Origin of the sequence: Streptomyces luteireticuli (assembly GCF_041519305.1) — a bacterium.
Classification (GTDB): Bacteria; Actinomycetota; Actinomycetes; order Streptomycetales; family Streptomycetaceae; genus Streptomyces; species Streptomyces luteireticuli.
The window spans coordinates 5,451,947-5,468,191 of sequence record NZ_CP167927.1 but is presented as its reverse complement, the minus strand read 5'-3'; the positions used below and the strand labels follow the sequence as shown (position 1 = coordinate 5,468,191).

The window sequence follows — 16,245 nt, the reverse complement described above, 5'->3', positions numbered from 1 at the left end:
CCGCAGGCCCCGAGCCGGTGGAGCACCAAGCCCCGATACCGGGGAGGTGTCTACGCTGGGTGGTGTTGTCGGGCATTCGCCGCCGGCCCGAGCCGGCGGCCCTACGAGCCGAGGAAACCCGTGAGTGACACCCCATTCGGATTCGGTCTTCCGCCGGAGGAGCCGGAGGACGGCGACAACGGCAAGAAGAAGGGCGGTGACCAGGGTGGCCAAGGGCCGGCGAACCCCTTCGGGTTCGGCCCGGGGGCCGGCGGCGGGGACAACCCCTTCGCCGCGCTGTTCGGCGGGGCCATGCCCGGTATGCCCGGAGCGGGCGGGATGAACCCCCAGGACCTGGGCGCCGCCTTCCAGCAGCTCGGCCAGATGCTCTCGTACGAGGGCGGCCCGGTGAACTGGGACATGGCCAAGGACATCGCACGGCAGACCGTCGCGCAGGGCACCGCCGACGGCAGCAAGGACGCCAGCGTCACCGACGGCGAGCGGGCGGCCGTCGAGGAGGCCGTGCGCCTGGCCGACCTGTGGCTGGACGGCGTCACCTCGCTCCCCTCGGGCTCCGGCACGGCCGTGGCCTGGAGCCGCGCGGAGTGGGTCGAGGCGACCCTGCCGGTCTGGCGCGAGCTGGTGGACCCGGTCGCCGAGCGCGTCGGCTCGGCCATGGGCGACGTGCTGCCCGAGGAGATGCGGGCCATGGCCGGTCCGCTGCTCGGCATGATGCGCAGCATGGGCGGTGCCATGTTCGGCACCCAGATCGGCCAGGCCGTGGGCGTGCTGGCGGGCGAGGTCGTCGGCTCGACCGACATCGGCCTGCCGCTGGGCCCGGCCGGCAAGGCCGCGCTGCTGCCCCTGAACATCGCGGAGTTCAGCTCCGGCCTGGGCGTCCCGCAGGAGGAGGTCCGCCTCTACCTGGCCCTGCGCGAGGCCGCCCACCAGCGGCTCTTCTCCCATGTGCCGTGGCTGCGCTCGCACCTGTTCGGTGCCGTCGAGGGGTACGCCCGGGGCATCAAGGTCGACACCTCCAAGCTGGAGGACGTCGTCGGCCAGCTCGACCCCACGCACCCCGAGCAGATGCAGGAGGCGCTCCAGCAGGGCATGTTCCAGCCGGAGGACTCGCCGGAGCAGAAGGCGGCCCTGGCCCGGCTGGAGACCGCGCTGGCGCTCGTCGAGGGCTGGGTGGACGCGGTCGTGCACGCGGCGGCGGCCCCGCACCTGCCGTCCGCCGGGGCGCTGCGCGAGACGCTGCGCCGGCGCCGGGCGACCGGCGGCCCCGCCGAGCAGACCTTCGCCACGCTGATCGGCCTGGAGCTGCGTCCGCGCCGGCTGCGCGACGCCTCGCGGCTGTGGGCCTCCCTGACGGACGCGCGCGGCGCCGAGGGCCGCGACGCCCTCTGGGAGCACCCGGACATGCTGCCGACCGCCGCCGACCTGGACGACCCGGACGGCTTCGTGCACCGCGAGCACCTGGACTTCTCCGAGCTGGACAAGATGCTCGGCGAGGCGGCCGGGGGCACCGCGGGTCCGGACCCGAAGAAGCCGGACACGAAGAAGGACGACGGTTCCGAGGGGACCGAGTGAGCCTGCACGCCGACGCGGAGCGGGTCCTCAAGGAGTGGTCCGCCCCGGACGGGGACGCCGGGCAGGAGACCCTGCGGCTGGCCTACCTGGAGCACCTGCGGAGCCGTCCGGACGGCATGTGGAAGGCGTGCCGGGAGGGCCACGTCACGGCGAGCGCCCTGGTGGTGGACCCGTCCGCGGGCCGGGTGCTGCTCACCCTCCACCGCAAGCTGGAGATGTGGCTCCAGATGGGCGGGCACTGCGAGCCGGAGGACGCCACGCTGGCGGCGGCGGCCCTGCGCGAGGCGCGCGAGGAGTCGGGCATCGCCGAGGGGCTGACGCTGCTGCCGGGCGGTCCCGTCCGGCTGGACCGGCACCACACGCCGTGCGCCTGGCACCTGGACGTGCAGTACGCGGCGCTGGCCCCCGCCGGCTCCGAGGCGGCGATCAGCGACGAGTCGCTGGACCTGCGCTGGTTCGGTTACGACGAGGTGGCCTCGGTGGCCGACGCGTCGGTGGTGCGCCTGGTGGACCGGGTGCGCGCGCTGCTGGGGTGACCGGGGGCCCGGGGCCCCGGGTCACTCGCTGCGGGCCGCCGGCAGGTGCGGAAGCCGGCCGGCGGCCACCACACCTTCGAGGTACCCCCGTGCGCGCTCGGTGCGGGGGTACGTCTCCAGCAGCCGCCAGAAGGCGGGGCCGTGCCCGGGTACGAGCAGATGCGCCAGCTCGTGCAGCAGGACGTAGTCGACGACGTACTCGGGCATGCCCTTGAGCCGGTGCGAGAGGCGGATGCTGCCCTCGGCGGGGGTGCACGAGCCCCAGCGGGTGTTCTGGTTGGTGACCCAGCGGACCGTGGCCGGCCGTGCCCGGCCGTCGAGGTACTGCGCGGAGAGGCGCCCGGCCCGCTCGGCGAGCTCGGCGTCCCCGAGTATCCGCTTGCTCTCCTGCGCCGCGAGCCGGTCGAGCATCACGCCCACCCAGCGCTTCTCCTCGGCGTCCGACATCCGGGCCGGGATGAGGACGACCGTGCGGTCGCCCTCGCGGTAGGCGGAGACGGTCCTGCGGCGCCGTGCGCTCCTGCGGACCTCCACCGCGTCGGCCCCGGCCTCCGCCGCCGCCCCCTCGACGGACGGACCGCCAGGACTCGGGGCACCGCGCGGTGTTCTGGGGGCACTGTGCAGAGGATCGACGGGCACGGGCCCGACGTTACCGGGTGGCGGCGCCGGAAGTCCCGCGCCCGCCCGGTTGAGGGCCGATCCCCATCGGGCACACCACTAGTACGACAATCACTCCCTACCTGTGGACAACTCCGGGCAGTAACGGCCATCGCCGTGCATCCTGGGCCTGCCGGATCGGCGGGGCACCAGGGCCTTGCCGGGCGGCGACGGTGTGACGCGCCGGTGCGCTGCACCGGACCGGCAGGGGGAGCCATGGGGAGCGGACGGGTGTGCGGGGCGGCGGCCGTGACGGAAGGCGGGAGCCCGCCGCTCCGGGGCGGTTCCGCGCATCCGATGCTCAAGCCGGCGCTGCGGCGGGCCTGGCGCAGCCGGGACACCGTGCAGGTGGGGATGACGGGGGCGCACGCGTCGGTGGTCGGTCCGCTGGACACCGCGACCGCTTCCCTCCTGGCCCTGCTCGACGGCACGCGGAGCCTGCCGCTGCTGCGGGCGGAGGCCGTCGCCCTGGGCCTCCCGGAGGGCCGGGTGGACGCGCTGGTGGAGCGCCTGGCGCGGGCGGGCCTGCTCGACGACGCGCGCGGGGGCGGTGCGGGCGGGGACACCCTGCGGAGCCGGGGCGGCGCGGCCCTGGAGCGGCTGCGCCCGGACCTGGCCTCGCTCTCGGTGCTGCACCCCGGACCGGGCGCGGCGATGCGGCTGATGGCCGCGCGGCAGGAGGCGCGGGTGCGGGTCCGCGGGGCGGGCCGGGTGGGGGCGGCCGTCGCCGCGCTGCTGTCGGCCTCGGGGGTGGGGCGGGTCGACGTGGTGGACGGTGGCTGTGTCGAGCCGTGGGACGTGGGCCCGGGCGGGGTGGGGGCACGGCGGACGGGCGAGCGGCGGGACGCGGCGGGACGCCGGGTGGTGCACGAGGCGGCGCCGCTGCCCGGGCCCCGCTCCCGGGCCGGACGCCCCGATCCGCCCCTGGCCCTGACGGTGTGCGCGCCGCGGGACGGGGTGGCGGTCTGGTCCCCGGATCCGGCGGAGGCCCGGGAGTTGGCGGCGTCGGGGACGCCCCATCTGTACGCGGGGGTGGCCGAGGCGACGGGGGTGGTGGGCCCGCTGGTCCTGCCCGGACGGTCGGCCTGCGCGGGCTGCCTGGACCTGGACCGTGCCGAGAGGGACGCGGCCTGGCCCCGGATGCTCGCCCAGTGGAGGTCCGGCCGACGCGCGGGGGTACCGTCATGCGACATGGCACTGGCCACGGTCGTGGCGGGGCTGACCGTGTCGTGGGCGCTGGCGTTCCTCGACGGTGGGTCCACGGCGGGTGCGGGGCACCGCCTGGAGCTGGCACTGCCGGGTCCGGGGTGGTCCTCGCGCCCCGTCGAGCCGCACCCGCGGTGCCCGTGCGGTGCGGCACGTCTTCCGGAGGGGGGCCGTGTCCCGGCCGCCGGGGCGCCGCACGGGAGGATGCACGGGTGACCGCCGTCGCGGCGTGGCTGTACAGCTAGTTGGAGGGGCGCATGTCTGATCTACCGCGCAAGGCGGTTGCTCGTACCGCCAAGTTGGCCGCGCTGCCGCTGGGGTTCGCCGGGCGCACCGCGCTGGAGCTGGGCAAGAGGATCGGCGGCCGGCCGGCGGAGATGATCGCCGCCGAGCTGCAGCAGCGCACGGCGGAGCAGCTGTTCGCGACGCTCGGTCAGCTCAAGGGCGGTGCGATGAAGCTCGGACAGGCCCTGTCCGTCTTCGAGTCGGCGCTTCCCGAGCAGGTCGCGGGCCCCTATCGGGCGGCGCTCACCAAGCTTCAGGAGGCGGCGCCCCCGATGCCGGTGAAGTCGGTGCACGCGGCGCTGGCGGAGCGGCTGGGGGCGGACTGGCGGGATCTCTTCCAGGAGTTCGACGACAAGCCGGCCGCCGCGGCGTCGATCGGGCAGGTGCACCGGGCCGTCTGGCACGACGGGCGACGGGTCGCGGTCAAGGTGCAGTATCCGGGGGCCGGGGAGGCGCTGCTGTCCGATCTCACCCAACTCGGCCGTTTCGCCCGGCTGCTGGGGCCGCTGATCCCCGGGATGGATCTCAAGCCCCTCATCGCCGAGCTGCGGGACCGGGTGGCCGAGGAACTGGACTACGGACTGGAGGCGAGCGCCCAGATCGCCCACGCCGAGGAGTTCGCGGGGGATGCCGACGTCACGGTGCCCGCTGTGGTGCACCACAGCGACCAAGTGCTGGTGACGGAGTGGCTGGAGGGGGTGCCGTTGTCCGAAGTGATAACGGACGGCACTCAGGAGCAGCGGGACAGAGCAGGCCAGTTGCTGGCCCGCTTCCTGTTCTCGGGCACGGCCCGCACCGGGCTGCTGCACGCCGACCCGCACCCGGGCAACTTCCGTCTGGTGACCGGCGACCATCCCGACGGCCCGCCGGAGAAATGGCGGCTGGGCGTCCTGGACTTCGGCACGGTGGACCGGCTGCCGCAGGGGCTGCCGGCCGAGATCGGGACGGCGCTGCGGCTGACGCTGGACGGCGACGCCGAGGCGGTCCACGAGTTGCTCCGCGACGAGGGGTTCGTCAAGCCGGAGATCGAGCTCGACCCGGAGGCCGTGCTCGACTATCTGCTGCCGATCATCGAGCCCGCCCAGGTGGAGGAGTTCACCTTCACCCGCGACTGGATGCGGTCCCAGGCCACACGGATCGCCGACCCCCGCTCCCCCGCGTACCAGCTGGCCCGTCAGCTCAACCTGCCCCCGGCGTATTTGCTCATCCACCGGGTGACCACGAGCACCATAGGGGTGCTCTGTCAGCTGGGCGCGACGGTGCGGATGCGCGACGAGATGGAGGCGTGGGTCCCGGGCTTCGCGGACGACAGTCCGGCCGAGGACTGCGGTCAGGGGACTCCCGCCTGAGGAGGGCGGCGGGCCCGTCCATGGCGCGGGCCCGGTTCCCTCGCCATCAGGCCTCCCTCACCACCAGGCCGAGTCGAGGCGGCCCTCGATCGCTCTGATGTTGGCGCGGGCGCAGTCGTCGCAGAAGTAGTGGCGGCCGCCGTTCTCCACGGAGCAGGTCCAGGTCGGCGGGAAGCCGTCGGCGGTGGTTCCGCAACGGGCACACGTGAGGGTGGTGCCGGTGGCCTCAGGGTCCAACTGCGCTGAATCAGGCGTCTTCTGGTCCACTCCCAGACGATATCCCCGTGAACGGTTCGTGAGGGTTCAACGCACCCGAACGCACCGGGGGCCGGTCCTTTCGGACCGGCCCCCGGTTCACCAAGTCGCGTTCGGCGGATCTGCGCCTAGGGGTGCATCACTGCCATGGCCAAGGCTCGTCGGGCACGCAGAGAGGCCCGCTCGGCACGGCGCTGCATGCGCCGGGCCGCCGCGAGCCGGACGGCCCTGCCCTCGTGCATATGGGCACGGGCCAGGACTTCTGGGATGAGTTGCATTTCGAGGTTCCTGTTCTGACGCGAGGTGGTCGCGCCGGAGGTGGTGCGGGTGGGGAGGGCGGAGCCGGAGGGCTCGGGGGACGCGTGGTGCATCGTCGGTTCCTGCTTCGTGGGATCGTGCGCGAGGGGGAGGTCGATCGTGCCGGGGAGACTCATGCGACGACCGGGTTCTTGCGCGGGCGGCCACGGGGGCGCTTGCGGGCCACGACGACGCCCTGGACGAAGAGCTCGCCGCCCCAGACGCCCCACGGCTCACGACGGTCCATGGCGCCGGCGAGGCAAGCCTCGCGCAGCGGGCAGGTCCGGCAGAGCGACTTGGCGTACTCCACGTCCGCCGGCGTCTCGGCGAAGAAGACCTCCGGGTCGTAGCTGCGGCAGGGGACCGGGGTGCCCAGGTTCTCGATCGCGTCGTCGAGGTCGGTGAGCGCGGTCAGGGGGGTCAAGGTGTCCTCCGTGGGGACGGGCGGGGGGATCAGGTCGGTGGCTACTGACGGGGTGTGTGCCTTGATCTGCACGGTTGGTGTTCCTCGTCTGTTGTTCCGGCTGGTGGCCGGAGGGGTTTCCCCTGGCTGGGGGGCAAGCAAAAGGGCCGCGGATCCCGGTGTGGGTTCCGCGGCCCTGGAAGGTGCCGACCTGATCTGCCGATCAGGCTGGATCTCTCCAGGGTTCGAGCCCACGGAAGGCCCACATCGTGTGGTGCTGGTACTGCTTCGTCCGGGATTCGGCGCCGTTGGTCTCCGCCGCAAAGGCACGGAACTGTGCCACTGCCGCCGTTGCCGCTGCCGCAGGCGCCTTGGTCGGTCGCTCATTGCCCAGGACCGACACATTGGCCGGGAGGGCGACGGAGGACAGACCGGTGCCATTGACGGAACCGAGGCCGGAGGCGAGGACGACACCGGATACGGCGCCGGACGGACGCATGCCGAGCGAAGGCATGGCGAAGACCGGGCGATCGGTCATTTTGTTGCTGGGAATGAAGCTGATCATTGGTCTCGCCTCCTCTCGGCGTCTCGGGACGGACGGTGGTCCGTCGAATCTTCGGTTCAGTACAGCACGGAACCAGCGGATCCCGTGAGGATCCGTTGTTTCCCTGCTCGGAAGGCTATGGGTATGCCCTCCACACGCGCAAACTATTTTTCCGGAGAGATTTCCGGACCCTCGCGCGACCCCGGCTCACGACCGGCGCACAGCGCCAGGACATCGGCTCCGAACTCGCCGAGCTTGCGCCTTCCCACACCGGAGATGACGGAAAGCTCCGCCTCGGTTCCCGGCACGGCCTCGGCGATCGCCAGCAGCGTCTTGTCGGTGAAGACGCAGAAGGCGGGCTGGCCGAGCCGGCCGGCCTGCTCGGCCCGCCAGTCCAGCAGCCGCTCGTGGAGCCCCTCGTCCAGCTCGCTGGGGCAGTCCTCGCAGCGCAGCAGCTTGATCTCCCCCGCGTCGGTCAGCGTGCGCCCGCAGACGCGGCAGCGCGCCGGTCTGCGCCGCGCCCGGGGAGCGGGGCCGTCCTCGGCGGGGCGGCCGCCGGGCCTGTACGCGCCGGAGCCGTACGAGACGTGGCCCATCGGGCCCGCGGGCTCCGGAGCGCCCGGGCGGGGTGCCGTGGAGCCCGGCCGCAGGCCGGACAGGAAGCGGCTGGGGCGGCGGGAGGGCCGCCCGCCGGGCGCCCGGGAGAGCGCCCACGACAGGGTCAGATGGCGGCGGGCCCGGGTGACGCCGACGTAGAGCAGCCGGCGCTCCTCCTCGATCTGCTCGTCCGTCTTCGCATAGGTGATCGGCAGCATGCCCTCCGTGAGGCCGACCAGGAAGACGGCGTCCCACTCCAGGCCCTTGGCGGCGTGCAGTGAGGCGAGCGTCACCCCCTCGACGGTGGGGGCGTGCTGCGCCTCGGTCCGCTCCTGCAGCTCGGTGACGAGGTCGGCGAGGGTGGCGCCGGGGCGGGACCGGGCGAAGTCCTCGGCGAGCCGCACCAGGGCGGCGAGGGACTCCCAGCGGTCGCGGACCGCCCCCGAGCCGGCGGGCGGCTCGGGCGTCCAGCCCCGGGTGGAGAAGACGGCCCGCACCTGGCCCGCCAGGTCCTCGGCGGCGGCCAGCCGGGGGTCGGTGCCGTCCGCCGCCCGGGCCGCGCCGCGCAGCAGCACCTGGGCCTCACGGACCTCGGGGCGCTCGAAGAACCGCTCGGCCCCGCGCAGCTGGTAGGGCACGCCCACGTCGGCGAGGGCCTGCTCGTAGCCCTCGGACTGGGCGTTGATGCGGTAGAGGACCGCGATCCTGCCCGCGGGCACACCGGAGGCGATGAGGTCGCGGACGCGGCGGGCGACGCCCTCGGCCTCGGCGGGCTCGTCGGCGAACTCCGCGTAGACCGGCTCCGGGCCGTTCTCCCGCTGGGAGACCAGCTCCAGGCGGTGGTCGGCGGCGCGGCCTCGGGCCTGGGCGAGGAGCCCATTGGCCAGGCGGACCACCTGGGGGGTGGAGCGGTAGTCGCGGACGAGCCGGACGACGGTGGCGCCGGGGTGGCGGGTGCGGAAGTCCAGCAGGTGGTCGGGGGTGGCGCCGGTGAAGGAGTAGATCGTCTGGCTGGCGTCGCCGACCACGCAGAGGCTGTCGCGCTCCCCCAGCCAGAGCTCCAGGAGGCGCTGCTGGAGGGGGCTGACGTCCTGGTACTCGTCGACCACGAAGTGCTGGTACTGGCGGCGGACGGTCTCGGCGATGTCGTTCCGGTCCTGGAGGACGCCGACGGTCAGCAGCAGGACATCCTCGAAGTCGATCACTCCGCGCTCGCGCTTGAGCTGCTCGTAGACGCCGTAGACCTTGGCGATCTCGGCGGGGTCGCGGGGGGCCTCCCGGGAGCTGCGGGCGACGGCGGCCGGGTACTCCTCGGGGACGGTCTGGGTGACCTTGGCCCACTCGATCTCCGAGGTGGTGTCGCGCAGCTCGGTGCGGTCGAGGCGGACCCGGCAGCGGGCCGCGGCCTCGGAGACGAACGGGGCCTTCCGCTCGAGCAGCCGGGGCAGCTCGCCGCCCACGGCCTTGGGCCAGAAGTACTGGAGCTGGCGCAGGGCGGCCGAGTGGAAGGTGCGCGCCTGGACGCCGGCGGCGCCCAGCTCGCGCAGCCGGCCGCGCATCTCGCCCGCCGCGCGGTTGGTGAAGGTGACGGCGAGCACACTGGCGGGCTGGAGCACCCCGGAGCGGACCCCGTAGGCGATCCGGTGGGTGATGGCGCGGGTCTTGCCCGTACCCGCGCCGGCCAGCACGCACACCGGCCCGCCGAGGGCCGTGGCGACCGCGCGCTGCTCCGGGTCGAGCCCGTCGAGCACGGCGTCGGCGGTCTCCGGCACCTGGGGGAAGAGGGTGGTGTGCGTTGCTGGTGTCACCCCGCCATGCTGCCAGGTTCCCGGAGGCGACCGGGACGGTTGTCCACAGGCGGGGCCCTGCGGTCGTACTTATGCTGGGCCGGGACTGGCCGGAATCCGCCCGTGACCGGTCCGGGAATGGCCGGGGATGGATGCACGTTCTACCACCGGAGCACCGCTCCCCCACCACAGCACGACTCCCTAAGGAGCACCGATGTCCGCCGTGACGATGTACAGCACCACCTGGTGCGGCTACTGCGTACGCCTCAAGCGCCAGATGGAGCGGGAGGGCATCGAGTACACCGAGGTGAACATCGAGCTCGACCCGGAGTCGGCGGCCTTCGTGGAGAAGGCCAACGAGGGCAACCAGACGGTGCCGACCCTGCTCTTCGCGGACGGCTCCACGCTCACCAACCCCTCTCTCGCCCAGGTCAAGGCCAAGATCGGGGTCGGCGTCTGACCCCCTGCTTACGGCCCCCCGCCCACGGCCCCCGGGCCTACGGCAGGGGCTCGCCGTACCAGAGCTCGACCAGCCGGGCCGCGATCGAGATTCCGGTGGGAGGCAGTACCTCCCCGGACTTGAACGCGGCCCGCAGCTCTTCCCGGGAGAACCAGCGCGCCTCGTGGATCTCCTCGCCGTCCACCTGGATCTCGGAGGAGACGGCGCGCGCCCGGAAGCCCAGCATCAGGCTGGAGGGGAACGGCCAGGGCTGGCTGGCGACGTACTCCACCTCGCCCACCACCACGCCGGCCTCCTCGGCGACCTCGCGCCGCACCGCCTGCTCGATGGACTCGCCGGGCTCGACGAAACCGGCGAGGGTGGAGAAGCGGCCCTCCGGCCAGTGCATCTGACGGCCCAGCAGGGCGCGGTCCTGATCGTCCGTGACCAGCATGATCACCGCGGGGTCGGTCCGCGGGTAGTGCTCGGCGCCGCAGGCCGGGCAGCGGCGGATGTGGCCGGCGGCGGCGATGACGGTGCGCTCGCCGCAGCGCGAGCAGAAGCGGTGCAGCCGCTGCCAGTTCTCCAGCGCCACCGCGTGCACCAGCAGGCCGGCGTCGCGCGGCGACAGCAGCAGGCCCGCCTCGCGCAGCCCGGCCGGACGCGCCGACTGGTCCATGCGGCCGGGCAGGGTGTCCTTCTGGAGCGCGAAGTAGGCCACCCCGTCCTCGTCCTCGCCGAGGAAGTAGCGGTGCGTCTCGGTGACGGGGGCCTCGAACGCCGGCGTCATCACCAGCTCCGTGCGGCCGTCGGGGGTGTCGTCGATCAGCGCCTGGCCCCCGGAGACCACGAAGACCCGGGTCGAGGGGTGGCTCCAGGCCGCCGCCAGCCACGCCTCGTCCAGGCGGTGGTGCGCGGCGCGGTCGATGCCGCTCGCGCCGCTGAGCGTGATGGGACGGTCGGCCGGAAATGCGGTCCAGGTGGTCACGGCTGCTTCCAACTCCCCCTGTGGTAACGGTGATGGTGCGTCTTGGGCGCGGCTCGCGGGGCGGCCGGCGGCCCGGCCCGGTCCCGTCACGGCGCGCCGGGCGCGACAGGCGCGTCCGGCCCGGCGATGGACCCGGCGGTGGACCCGGCGAGGTCGTCCCAGAGGTGGGCCGCGGTCTCCACGCCCTTCATGAGGAGGTCGAGCTCGACCTTCTCGTTCGGCGCGTGCCAGCCGTCCGAGGGCACCGAGATGCCGAGGAACAGCACGGGGACGCCCAGGACGTCCTGGAGGTCGGCGGCGGGGCCGGAGCCGCCCTCGCGGGTGAAGCGGATCTTCTGCCCGAAGGCACGGCCCATGGCCCGGACGACGGACCGGAGCGCCGGGTGGTCCAGCGGCGTCAGACAGGGACGGGTGGCCCCGGTGAAGGCGATCTCGTGGCGGACGCCCCCGGGCAGACGGGCGGCCGTCCACTCCCGCACGGCCTGCTGGATCCGGTCCGTGTCCTGGCCGGCCACCAGGCGGAACGACAGCTTCAGTTGAGCCGAGGACGGCACGATCGTCTTGCCGCCGGGGCCCTGGTAGCCCCCGCCGATGCCGTTGACCTCGGCGGTGGGGCGGGCCCAGACGCGCTCCAGGGTGCTGAAGCCGGCCTCGCCCAGGGTGGCGTGCGAGTGCGCGGTGCGCTGCCAGCGCTCCTCGTCGAAGGGCAGCTCGGCGAAGAGCTCGCGCTCGGCGTCGGTGAGCTCCACGACGCCGTCGTAGAAGCCGGGGATCGCGACGCGGCGGTCCTCGTCGTGCAGGGCGGCGACCAGCCGGGCGGCCTCGGTGGCCGGGTTGGGCACGGCCCCGCCGAAGGAGCCGGAGTGGATGTCCTGGTCCGGCCCGTACAGGTCGATCTGGCACTCGACGAGGCCGCGCATGCCGGTGCAGACCGTCGGAGTGTCCTCGGACCACATGCCGGTGTCGGAGACGATCACGCTGTCGCAGGCGAGGCGGTCGGCGCGGGCGCGGATCAGGGCCGGGAAGTTCGGCGAGCCGAACTCCTCCTCGCCCTCGACGATCAGCTTGAGGTTGACGGCGGGGGCCGTCCGGCCGGTGGCCGCCAGGTGGGCGCGGACACCGAGCGTGTGGAAGAACACCTGGCCCTTGTCGTCGGCGGCGCCGCGCCCGTAGAGCCGGCCGTCCTTGACGACGGGCTCGAACGGGTCGGTGTGCCAGCCGTCCTCGCGGGCGGCCGGCTGGACGTCGTGGTGGCCGTAGACCAGGACCGTGGGGGCGTCGTCGTCCCCGGAGGGCCACTCCGCGAAGACCGCGGGGGCGCCGTCCGTCTCCCAGACCTCGACGGTCGGGAAGCCCGTCTCCTTCAGCTTCGCCGCCAGCCAGTCGGCGCTGCGGCGGACATCGGCGGCGCGGCCGGGGTCGGCCGAGACGGAGGGGATGCGCAGCCACTCCGCGAGGTCGTCGAGGAAGGCGGCGCGGTGCTGCTCGATGTACGCGCGGACGGCACTGTCCGGGGTGGGGCTCATGACATCGAGCCTATCCGGACACGTGCGGTGACCGGGACCGGGTTTCCCGGTCCGGGGTCCCGTCGGCCGCGCCGGGCCCGTCGGGGCCGTCCGCCCCGGCCGCCCCGTCGGCTTCCCCGAGCAGGATCCGTTCGAGCCCGGCGCGGTCCGGCAGGTCCGGCGGGCGGACGACCGCACCGTCGCGGACGTGGACGAACGCGGCGGTCACCCGGGACAGGGGGACGCCGTGGCGCTCGGCCCAGGCCAGGCGGTAGACCGCCAGCTGGAGGGGGTCGGCGGCGTCCGCGGTGCGGCCCGTCTTCCAGTCGACGATCTCGTAGCGCTCCTCGCCCGGGGTGTCGTCCGTGCGGTAGACCGCGTCGATCCGGCCACGGATCAGGCGGCCGGCGAGGGTGATCTGGAAGGGGGTCTCCACGCGGTGGGGGGTGCGGTGGGCGTACGGGGTGCGCTCGAAGGCCGCCTTGAGCGCGGCGAGGTCCTGGTCGTCGGTGGTCCCAGGGTCGGTGGTGTCGTCCTCGGCATCGTCCGGGTCGACGAGGTCGTCGAAGCCGGGCAGGGGCAGCTCCTCGAAGGCCTCGAAGCGGGACTCCAGCCAGGCGTGGAAGCGGGTGCCGCGGCGCGCGGCGGGGCGCGGGGGGCGCGGCATGGGCCGGGCGAGCTCGGCCGCGAACGCGTCGGGGTCGGCGGCGAGGCGGACCAGCTGGGTGGCGGTCAGCGACGACGGGAGGGGGACGTCACGGACGGTGGCGCGGGCGCGGCGGAGCTCGCCGGCGAGGGCTTCCAGGTCGCGGTCCCAGGAGGTGATGAGGCGGGATTCCTCGGGGGTGAGGGGGGGCGCGTTGTCGGGGGCGGGTGCGGGACGGGGGACGGAGGGGTATTGCCCCAGCCCCGCCCTTTCTCCGTTTCCCGGTGCAAGCCCCGGACCCGAGCGCGGCTCCGCCGCGCGGACGGCGGGAGCTGCGCCCCCTGCACCCCGCGAAGCGTCGCGGCTCGGACGCGAGGAGGTCGTGGCGGCCGAGCCGCCGGCTGCGGGCGTCGGCGCCGCAGCACGCTGCGGCACCACGTCCTCGACAGTGCAAGCGTCGGGGACGTGTTCGTCGGCAGTGGGTGCGGTCGGCTCCGGGCGGGTCGCCGGCAAGGCGTCCCAGTCCGTCAGGGCGGCCAGGGCCTCCTGGTCTTCGTCCGAGGCGTCGAACGGCTCGTCCCCGTATGCGTCGTACGCGTCCTCCTCCGGCGGCGGGGGCCACTCCGGGTCGTGGGACGGCTCGGGCGACGGGCGGATGCCCGGGGCGCGGCCCAGATGGGCGCGGACCGTGTCCGCCGCGGCGCGGCGGCGGGACAGGGACTCCTCGTCCAGGGGGAGGGGCCAGGCGAGGTCGGTCCCGTGCTCCGCCAGGGCCGGGTTCCCGGTGCCCTCCTCGGGCGCGTCCGCCCAGGCCTCGATCTCGCCGTGGCCCGCCTCGCAGTGCTCGCGCAGGGCGTCGAGGAAGGCGGACGGGCCGCGGGGGCGCTTCTGCTCGGGGCCCCACCAGTGGCCGGAGCCCAGCAGCAGGGAGCGGGGGCGGGTGAAGGTGACGTAGCCGAGGCGGAGTTCCTCGACGGACTGGTGTTCCTTCATGGCCGTCTTGAAGGCGGCCATGCCCTTGGCGTCCCAGGACGTGACGTCCGGGAGGGTGTCCGCGTCGCCGCGCAGGGCGTGCGGCAGGACCCGGGCCTGGGCCGTCCACGACTCGCGCGGCTGCTCGCTGGGGAAGGTGCGCGCGACCAGTCCTGGGACGGCGACGACGTCCCACTCCAGGCCCTTCGACTTGTGTGCGGTGAGGACCTTGACCGTGTCCTCCGCGCCGGGCAGCGAGCTGTCCAGACCCTTCTCGTACTGCACGGCCGTGCGCAGGAACCCCAGGAACGCGGAGAGCCCGGCGTCCCCGTCCAGGCCGGCGAAGCCCGCGGCCAGGTCGAGGAATTGGCTGAGCGTCTCGCGGCGGCGGGCCGCCAGCGCCTGCGGGGAGGCGGAGAGTTCGACGTCCAGGCCGGTGGTGGCGAGGACGCGGTGCAGGACGTCCATCAGCGGATCGGCCAGGCAGCGGCGCAGCTCGCGCAGCTCCGTGGCGAGGCGGGCGAAGCGGACGCGGGCGTCGGCGGAGAAGGGCAGGCCGTCGTCGGGCGTGTCCCCGGCGGTGAGGAAGGTGTCGAGCGCGTCGGCGAGGGAGATCGTCTCGGCCGGGTCGCGGCCCTCGACGGCCTCGGCGAGCCGCCGCTCCGGGTCCGACCCCGAGGCGCCGTACGGGACGAGGGTGCGCGCGCGGCGGCCGAGGAGCGCCAGGTCGCGCGCGCCGATGCGCCAGCGCGGGCCGGTCAGCAGGCGGACGAGCGCGGCGTTGGCCGTGGGGTCCTGGAGCACCTCGCAGACGGCGACGAGGTCGGCGATCTCCGGCAGGTGCAGCAGCCCGGAGAGGCCGACGACCTCGACGGGGACGTCCCGCTCGACGAGCGCGCCCTGGATGCGGGCGAAGTCGGCGGCGGTGCGGCACAGGACGGCGATGTCGCCGGGGCGGGTGCCGGTGCGCACCAGGTGGGCGAGGGAGTCGGCGAGCCAGGCCAGCTCCTCGGCCTGGGTGGGCAGCAGGGCGCAGCGCACCAGCCCGTCGTGCTCGGCGCCGGGCGCGGGACGCAGCGCCTCGACGCCCTCGTGGCGCTCGCGCAGCGGCGCGGCCAGGCCGTTGGCGAGGCGGAGGAGGCGGCCGCCGCTGCGCCGGTTCTCGCCGAGGGCGTGGCGGGCCGCGGGGCGGCCGTCGGCGTGCGGGAAGTGGCGCGGGAAGTCGTCGAGGTTGGCCACGGAGGCGCCGCGCCAGCCGTAGATGGCCTGGCAGGGGTCGCCGACGGCGGTGACCGCGTGGCCCGTCCCCTCCCCGAACAGGCCGGCGAGCAGGAGGCGTTGGGCGACCGAGGTGTCCTGGTACTCGTCGAGGAGGACGACCTCGAACTGCTCGCGCAGGATGCGGCCGACCTCGGGGCGAGTGCGGGCCAGCTCGGCGGAGAGGGCTATCTGGTCGCCGAAGTCGAGGAGGTCGCGGCCGCGCTTCTCCGCGCGGTACGCCTCGACGAGGCCGGTCAGCTCGCGGCGGGCGCGGGCGGTCTCGGGGGCCTTGCGCAGGTCGGCGTTGGTGAGCCGGGCGCCTTCGAGGGCGGTGAGCAGTTCGTCGTCCTGGGCCCGGAGGGCGGCGGGGTCCACCAGGTGCTCGGCGAGCTCGCCGTCGAGGGCGAGGAGGTCGGCGACGAGGTCGGCGAAGGGGCGGGTGAGCGCGGGGTGCGGGCCCGGGGAGGAGCGCAGGACGCGGGCGGCGAGCTGGAAGCGGGTGGCGTCGGCGAGGAGCCGGGCGGTGGGCTCCAGGCCGATGCGCAGACCGTGCTCCTTGAGGAGGCGGCCGGCGAAGGCGTGGTAGGTGGAGATCTGCGGCTCGCCGGGGCCGTCCTCGTCGGTGGCCTCGCCGGCGGTGATCCCGGCCTTGGCCAGGGCCTTGCGGACGCGCTCGGCGAGCTCGCCGGCGGCCTTGTTGGTGAAGGTGAGGCCGAGGACGCGCTCGGGGGCGACCTGGCCGGTGCCCACCAGCCAGACGACTCGGGCGGCCATCACCGTGGTCTTGCCGGAGCCGGCGCCGGCGACGATGACCTGGGGGGCGGGCGGGGCGGTGATGCAGGCCGTCTGCTCGGGGGTGAAGGGGATGCCGAGCAGGTCCTTGAGCTGCTCGGGGTCGGTGAGGCGCGGCGTCATGTCCTTCACGGTAAGGGGACCCACTGACAGGG

General features: G+C 74.4%; 14 protein-coding genes. 5 read left to right on the top strand and 9 right to left on the bottom strand.

Annotated features, from left to right (window positions below; all coding sequences use genetic code 11):
- The first annotated feature begins 120 nt into the window (after positions 1–120).
- Entirely contained in the window at positions 121–1,572 is a 1,452-nt protein-coding gene (locus AB8735_RS24580; protein WP_372409417.1) for a zinc-dependent metalloprotease, read from the top strand.
- Complete coding sequence (locus AB8735_RS24575) at positions 1,569–2,108, top strand: NUDIX hydrolase (RefSeq protein ID WP_372409415.1); 540 nt, start codon at positions 1,569–1,571, stop codon at positions 2,106–2,108. The genes AB8735_RS24580 and AB8735_RS24575 overlap by 4 nt, the downstream gene beginning before the upstream one ends.
- Before the next feature lie 21 nt (positions 2,109–2,129).
- Here the strand turns inward: AB8735_RS24575 and AB8735_RS24570 are convergent, their stop codons facing one another.
- Positions 2,130–2,747 carry a M48 family metallopeptidase gene (locus AB8735_RS24570; protein ID WP_372409414.1) on the bottom strand — a complete coding sequence of 206 codons (618 nt, stop codon included), beginning with the start codon at positions 2,745–2,747 and terminating at the stop codon, positions 2,130–2,132.
- A 315-nt stretch (positions 2,748–3,062) separates the two neighbouring features.
- On the opposite strand from AB8735_RS24570, the gene AB8735_RS24565 reads away from it, so the two are divergent.
- Complete coding sequence (locus AB8735_RS24565) at positions 3,063–4,187, top strand: ThiF family adenylyltransferase (RefSeq protein ID WP_372411908.1); 1,125 nt, start codon at positions 3,063–3,065, stop codon at positions 4,185–4,187.
- 41 nt (positions 4,188–4,228) lie between these two features.
- Entirely contained in the window at positions 4,229–5,605 is a 1,377-nt protein-coding gene (locus AB8735_RS24560) for an ABC1 kinase family protein (protein WP_372409412.1), read from the top strand.
- A gap of 57 nt (positions 5,606–5,662) precedes the next feature.
- Here the strand turns inward: AB8735_RS24560 and AB8735_RS24555 are convergent, their stop codons facing one another.
- From AB8735_RS24555 to AB8735_RS24535, 5 genes are all read right to left on the bottom strand, one after another.
- Positions 5,663–5,872, bottom strand: a complete 210-nt coding sequence (locus tag AB8735_RS24555; protein ID WP_344020076.1) for a hypothetical protein — start codon at positions 5,870–5,872, stop codon at positions 5,663–5,665.
- Positions 5,873–5,988: 116 nt separating this feature from the next.
- Complete coding sequence (locus AB8735_RS24550; RefSeq protein ID WP_372409409.1) at positions 5,989–6,294, bottom strand: hypothetical protein; 306 nt, start codon at positions 6,292–6,294, stop codon at positions 5,989–5,991.
- A complete protein-coding gene (locus AB8735_RS24545; protein WP_344020080.1) occupies positions 6,291–6,653 on the bottom strand; it encodes a WhiB family transcriptional regulator in 363 nt (120 codons plus the stop codon). The genes AB8735_RS24550 and AB8735_RS24545 overlap by 4 nt, the downstream gene beginning before the upstream one ends.
- A 130-nt stretch (positions 6,654–6,783) precedes the next feature.
- Entirely contained in the window at positions 6,784–7,125 is a 342-nt protein-coding gene (locus AB8735_RS24540) for a hypothetical protein (RefSeq protein WP_372409408.1), read from the bottom strand.
- 143 nt (positions 7,126–7,268) lie between these two features.
- Complete coding sequence (locus tag AB8735_RS24535) at positions 7,269–9,509, bottom strand: ATP-dependent DNA helicase UvrD2 (RefSeq protein ID WP_372409406.1); 2,241 nt, start codon at positions 9,507–9,509, stop codon at positions 7,269–7,271.
- A gap of 193 nt (positions 9,510–9,702) precedes the next feature.
- Between AB8735_RS24535 and AB8735_RS24530 the strand changes: the two genes are divergently transcribed.
- Positions 9,703–9,948: a mycoredoxin gene (locus AB8735_RS24530; RefSeq protein ID WP_344020086.1), complete on the top strand. Its 246-nt coding sequence runs from the start codon at positions 9,703–9,705 to the stop codon at positions 9,946–9,948.
- Between the two features lie 37 nt (positions 9,949–9,985).
- Here AB8735_RS24530 and nudC read toward each other — a convergent pair whose 3' ends face one another.
- The 3 genes from nudC to AB8735_RS24515 all read right to left on the bottom strand — a co-directional run bounded on the left by nudC (position 9,986) and on the right by AB8735_RS24515 (position 16,213).
- On the bottom strand, positions 9,986–10,915 hold the full coding sequence (gene nudC / locus AB8735_RS24525; RefSeq protein ID WP_344020088.1) for an NAD(+) diphosphatase: 930 nt from the start codon (positions 10,913–10,915) through the stop codon (positions 9,986–9,988).
- Positions 10,916–11,001: 86 nt separating this feature from the next.
- Positions 11,002–12,441 carry a dipeptidase gene (locus AB8735_RS24520; RefSeq protein ID WP_372409405.1) on the bottom strand — a complete coding sequence of 480 codons (1,440 nt, stop codon included), beginning with the start codon at positions 12,439–12,441 and terminating at the stop codon, positions 11,002–11,004.
- Positions 12,442–12,451: 10 nt separating this feature from the next.
- A complete protein-coding gene (locus tag AB8735_RS24515; RefSeq protein ID WP_372409403.1) occupies positions 12,452–16,213 on the bottom strand; it encodes an ATP-dependent DNA helicase in 3,762 nt (1,253 codons plus the stop codon).
- Between the last annotated feature and the right edge of the window lie 32 nt (positions 16,214–16,245).

Coding starts and splice junctions, on each gene's coding strand:
- AB8735_RS24540 (WP_372409408.1), bottom strand. CDS start 7,125: ATGATCAGCTTCATTCCCAGCAACAAAATGACCGATCGCCCGGTCTTC.
- AB8735_RS24560 (WP_372409412.1), top strand. CDS start 4,229: ATGTCTGATCTACCGCGCAAGGCGGTTGCTCGTACCGCCAAGTTGGCC.
- AB8735_RS24550 (WP_372409409.1), bottom strand. CDS start 6,294: ATGAGTCTCCCCGGCACGATCGACCTCCCCCTCGCGCACGATCCCACG.
- AB8735_RS24565 (WP_372411908.1), top strand. CDS start 3,063: ATGCTCAAGCCGGCGCTGCGGCGGGCCTGGCGCAGCCGGGACACCGTG.
- AB8735_RS24515 (WP_372409403.1), bottom strand. CDS start 16,213: ATGACGCCGCGCCTCACCGACCCCGAGCAGCTCAAGGACCTGCTCGGC.
- AB8735_RS24520 (WP_372409405.1), bottom strand. CDS start 12,441: ATGAGCCCCACCCCGGACAGTGCCGTCCGCGCGTACATCGAGCAGCAC.
- AB8735_RS24530 (WP_344020086.1), top strand. CDS start 9,703: ATGTCCGCCGTGACGATGTACAGCACCACCTGGTGCGGCTACTGCGTA.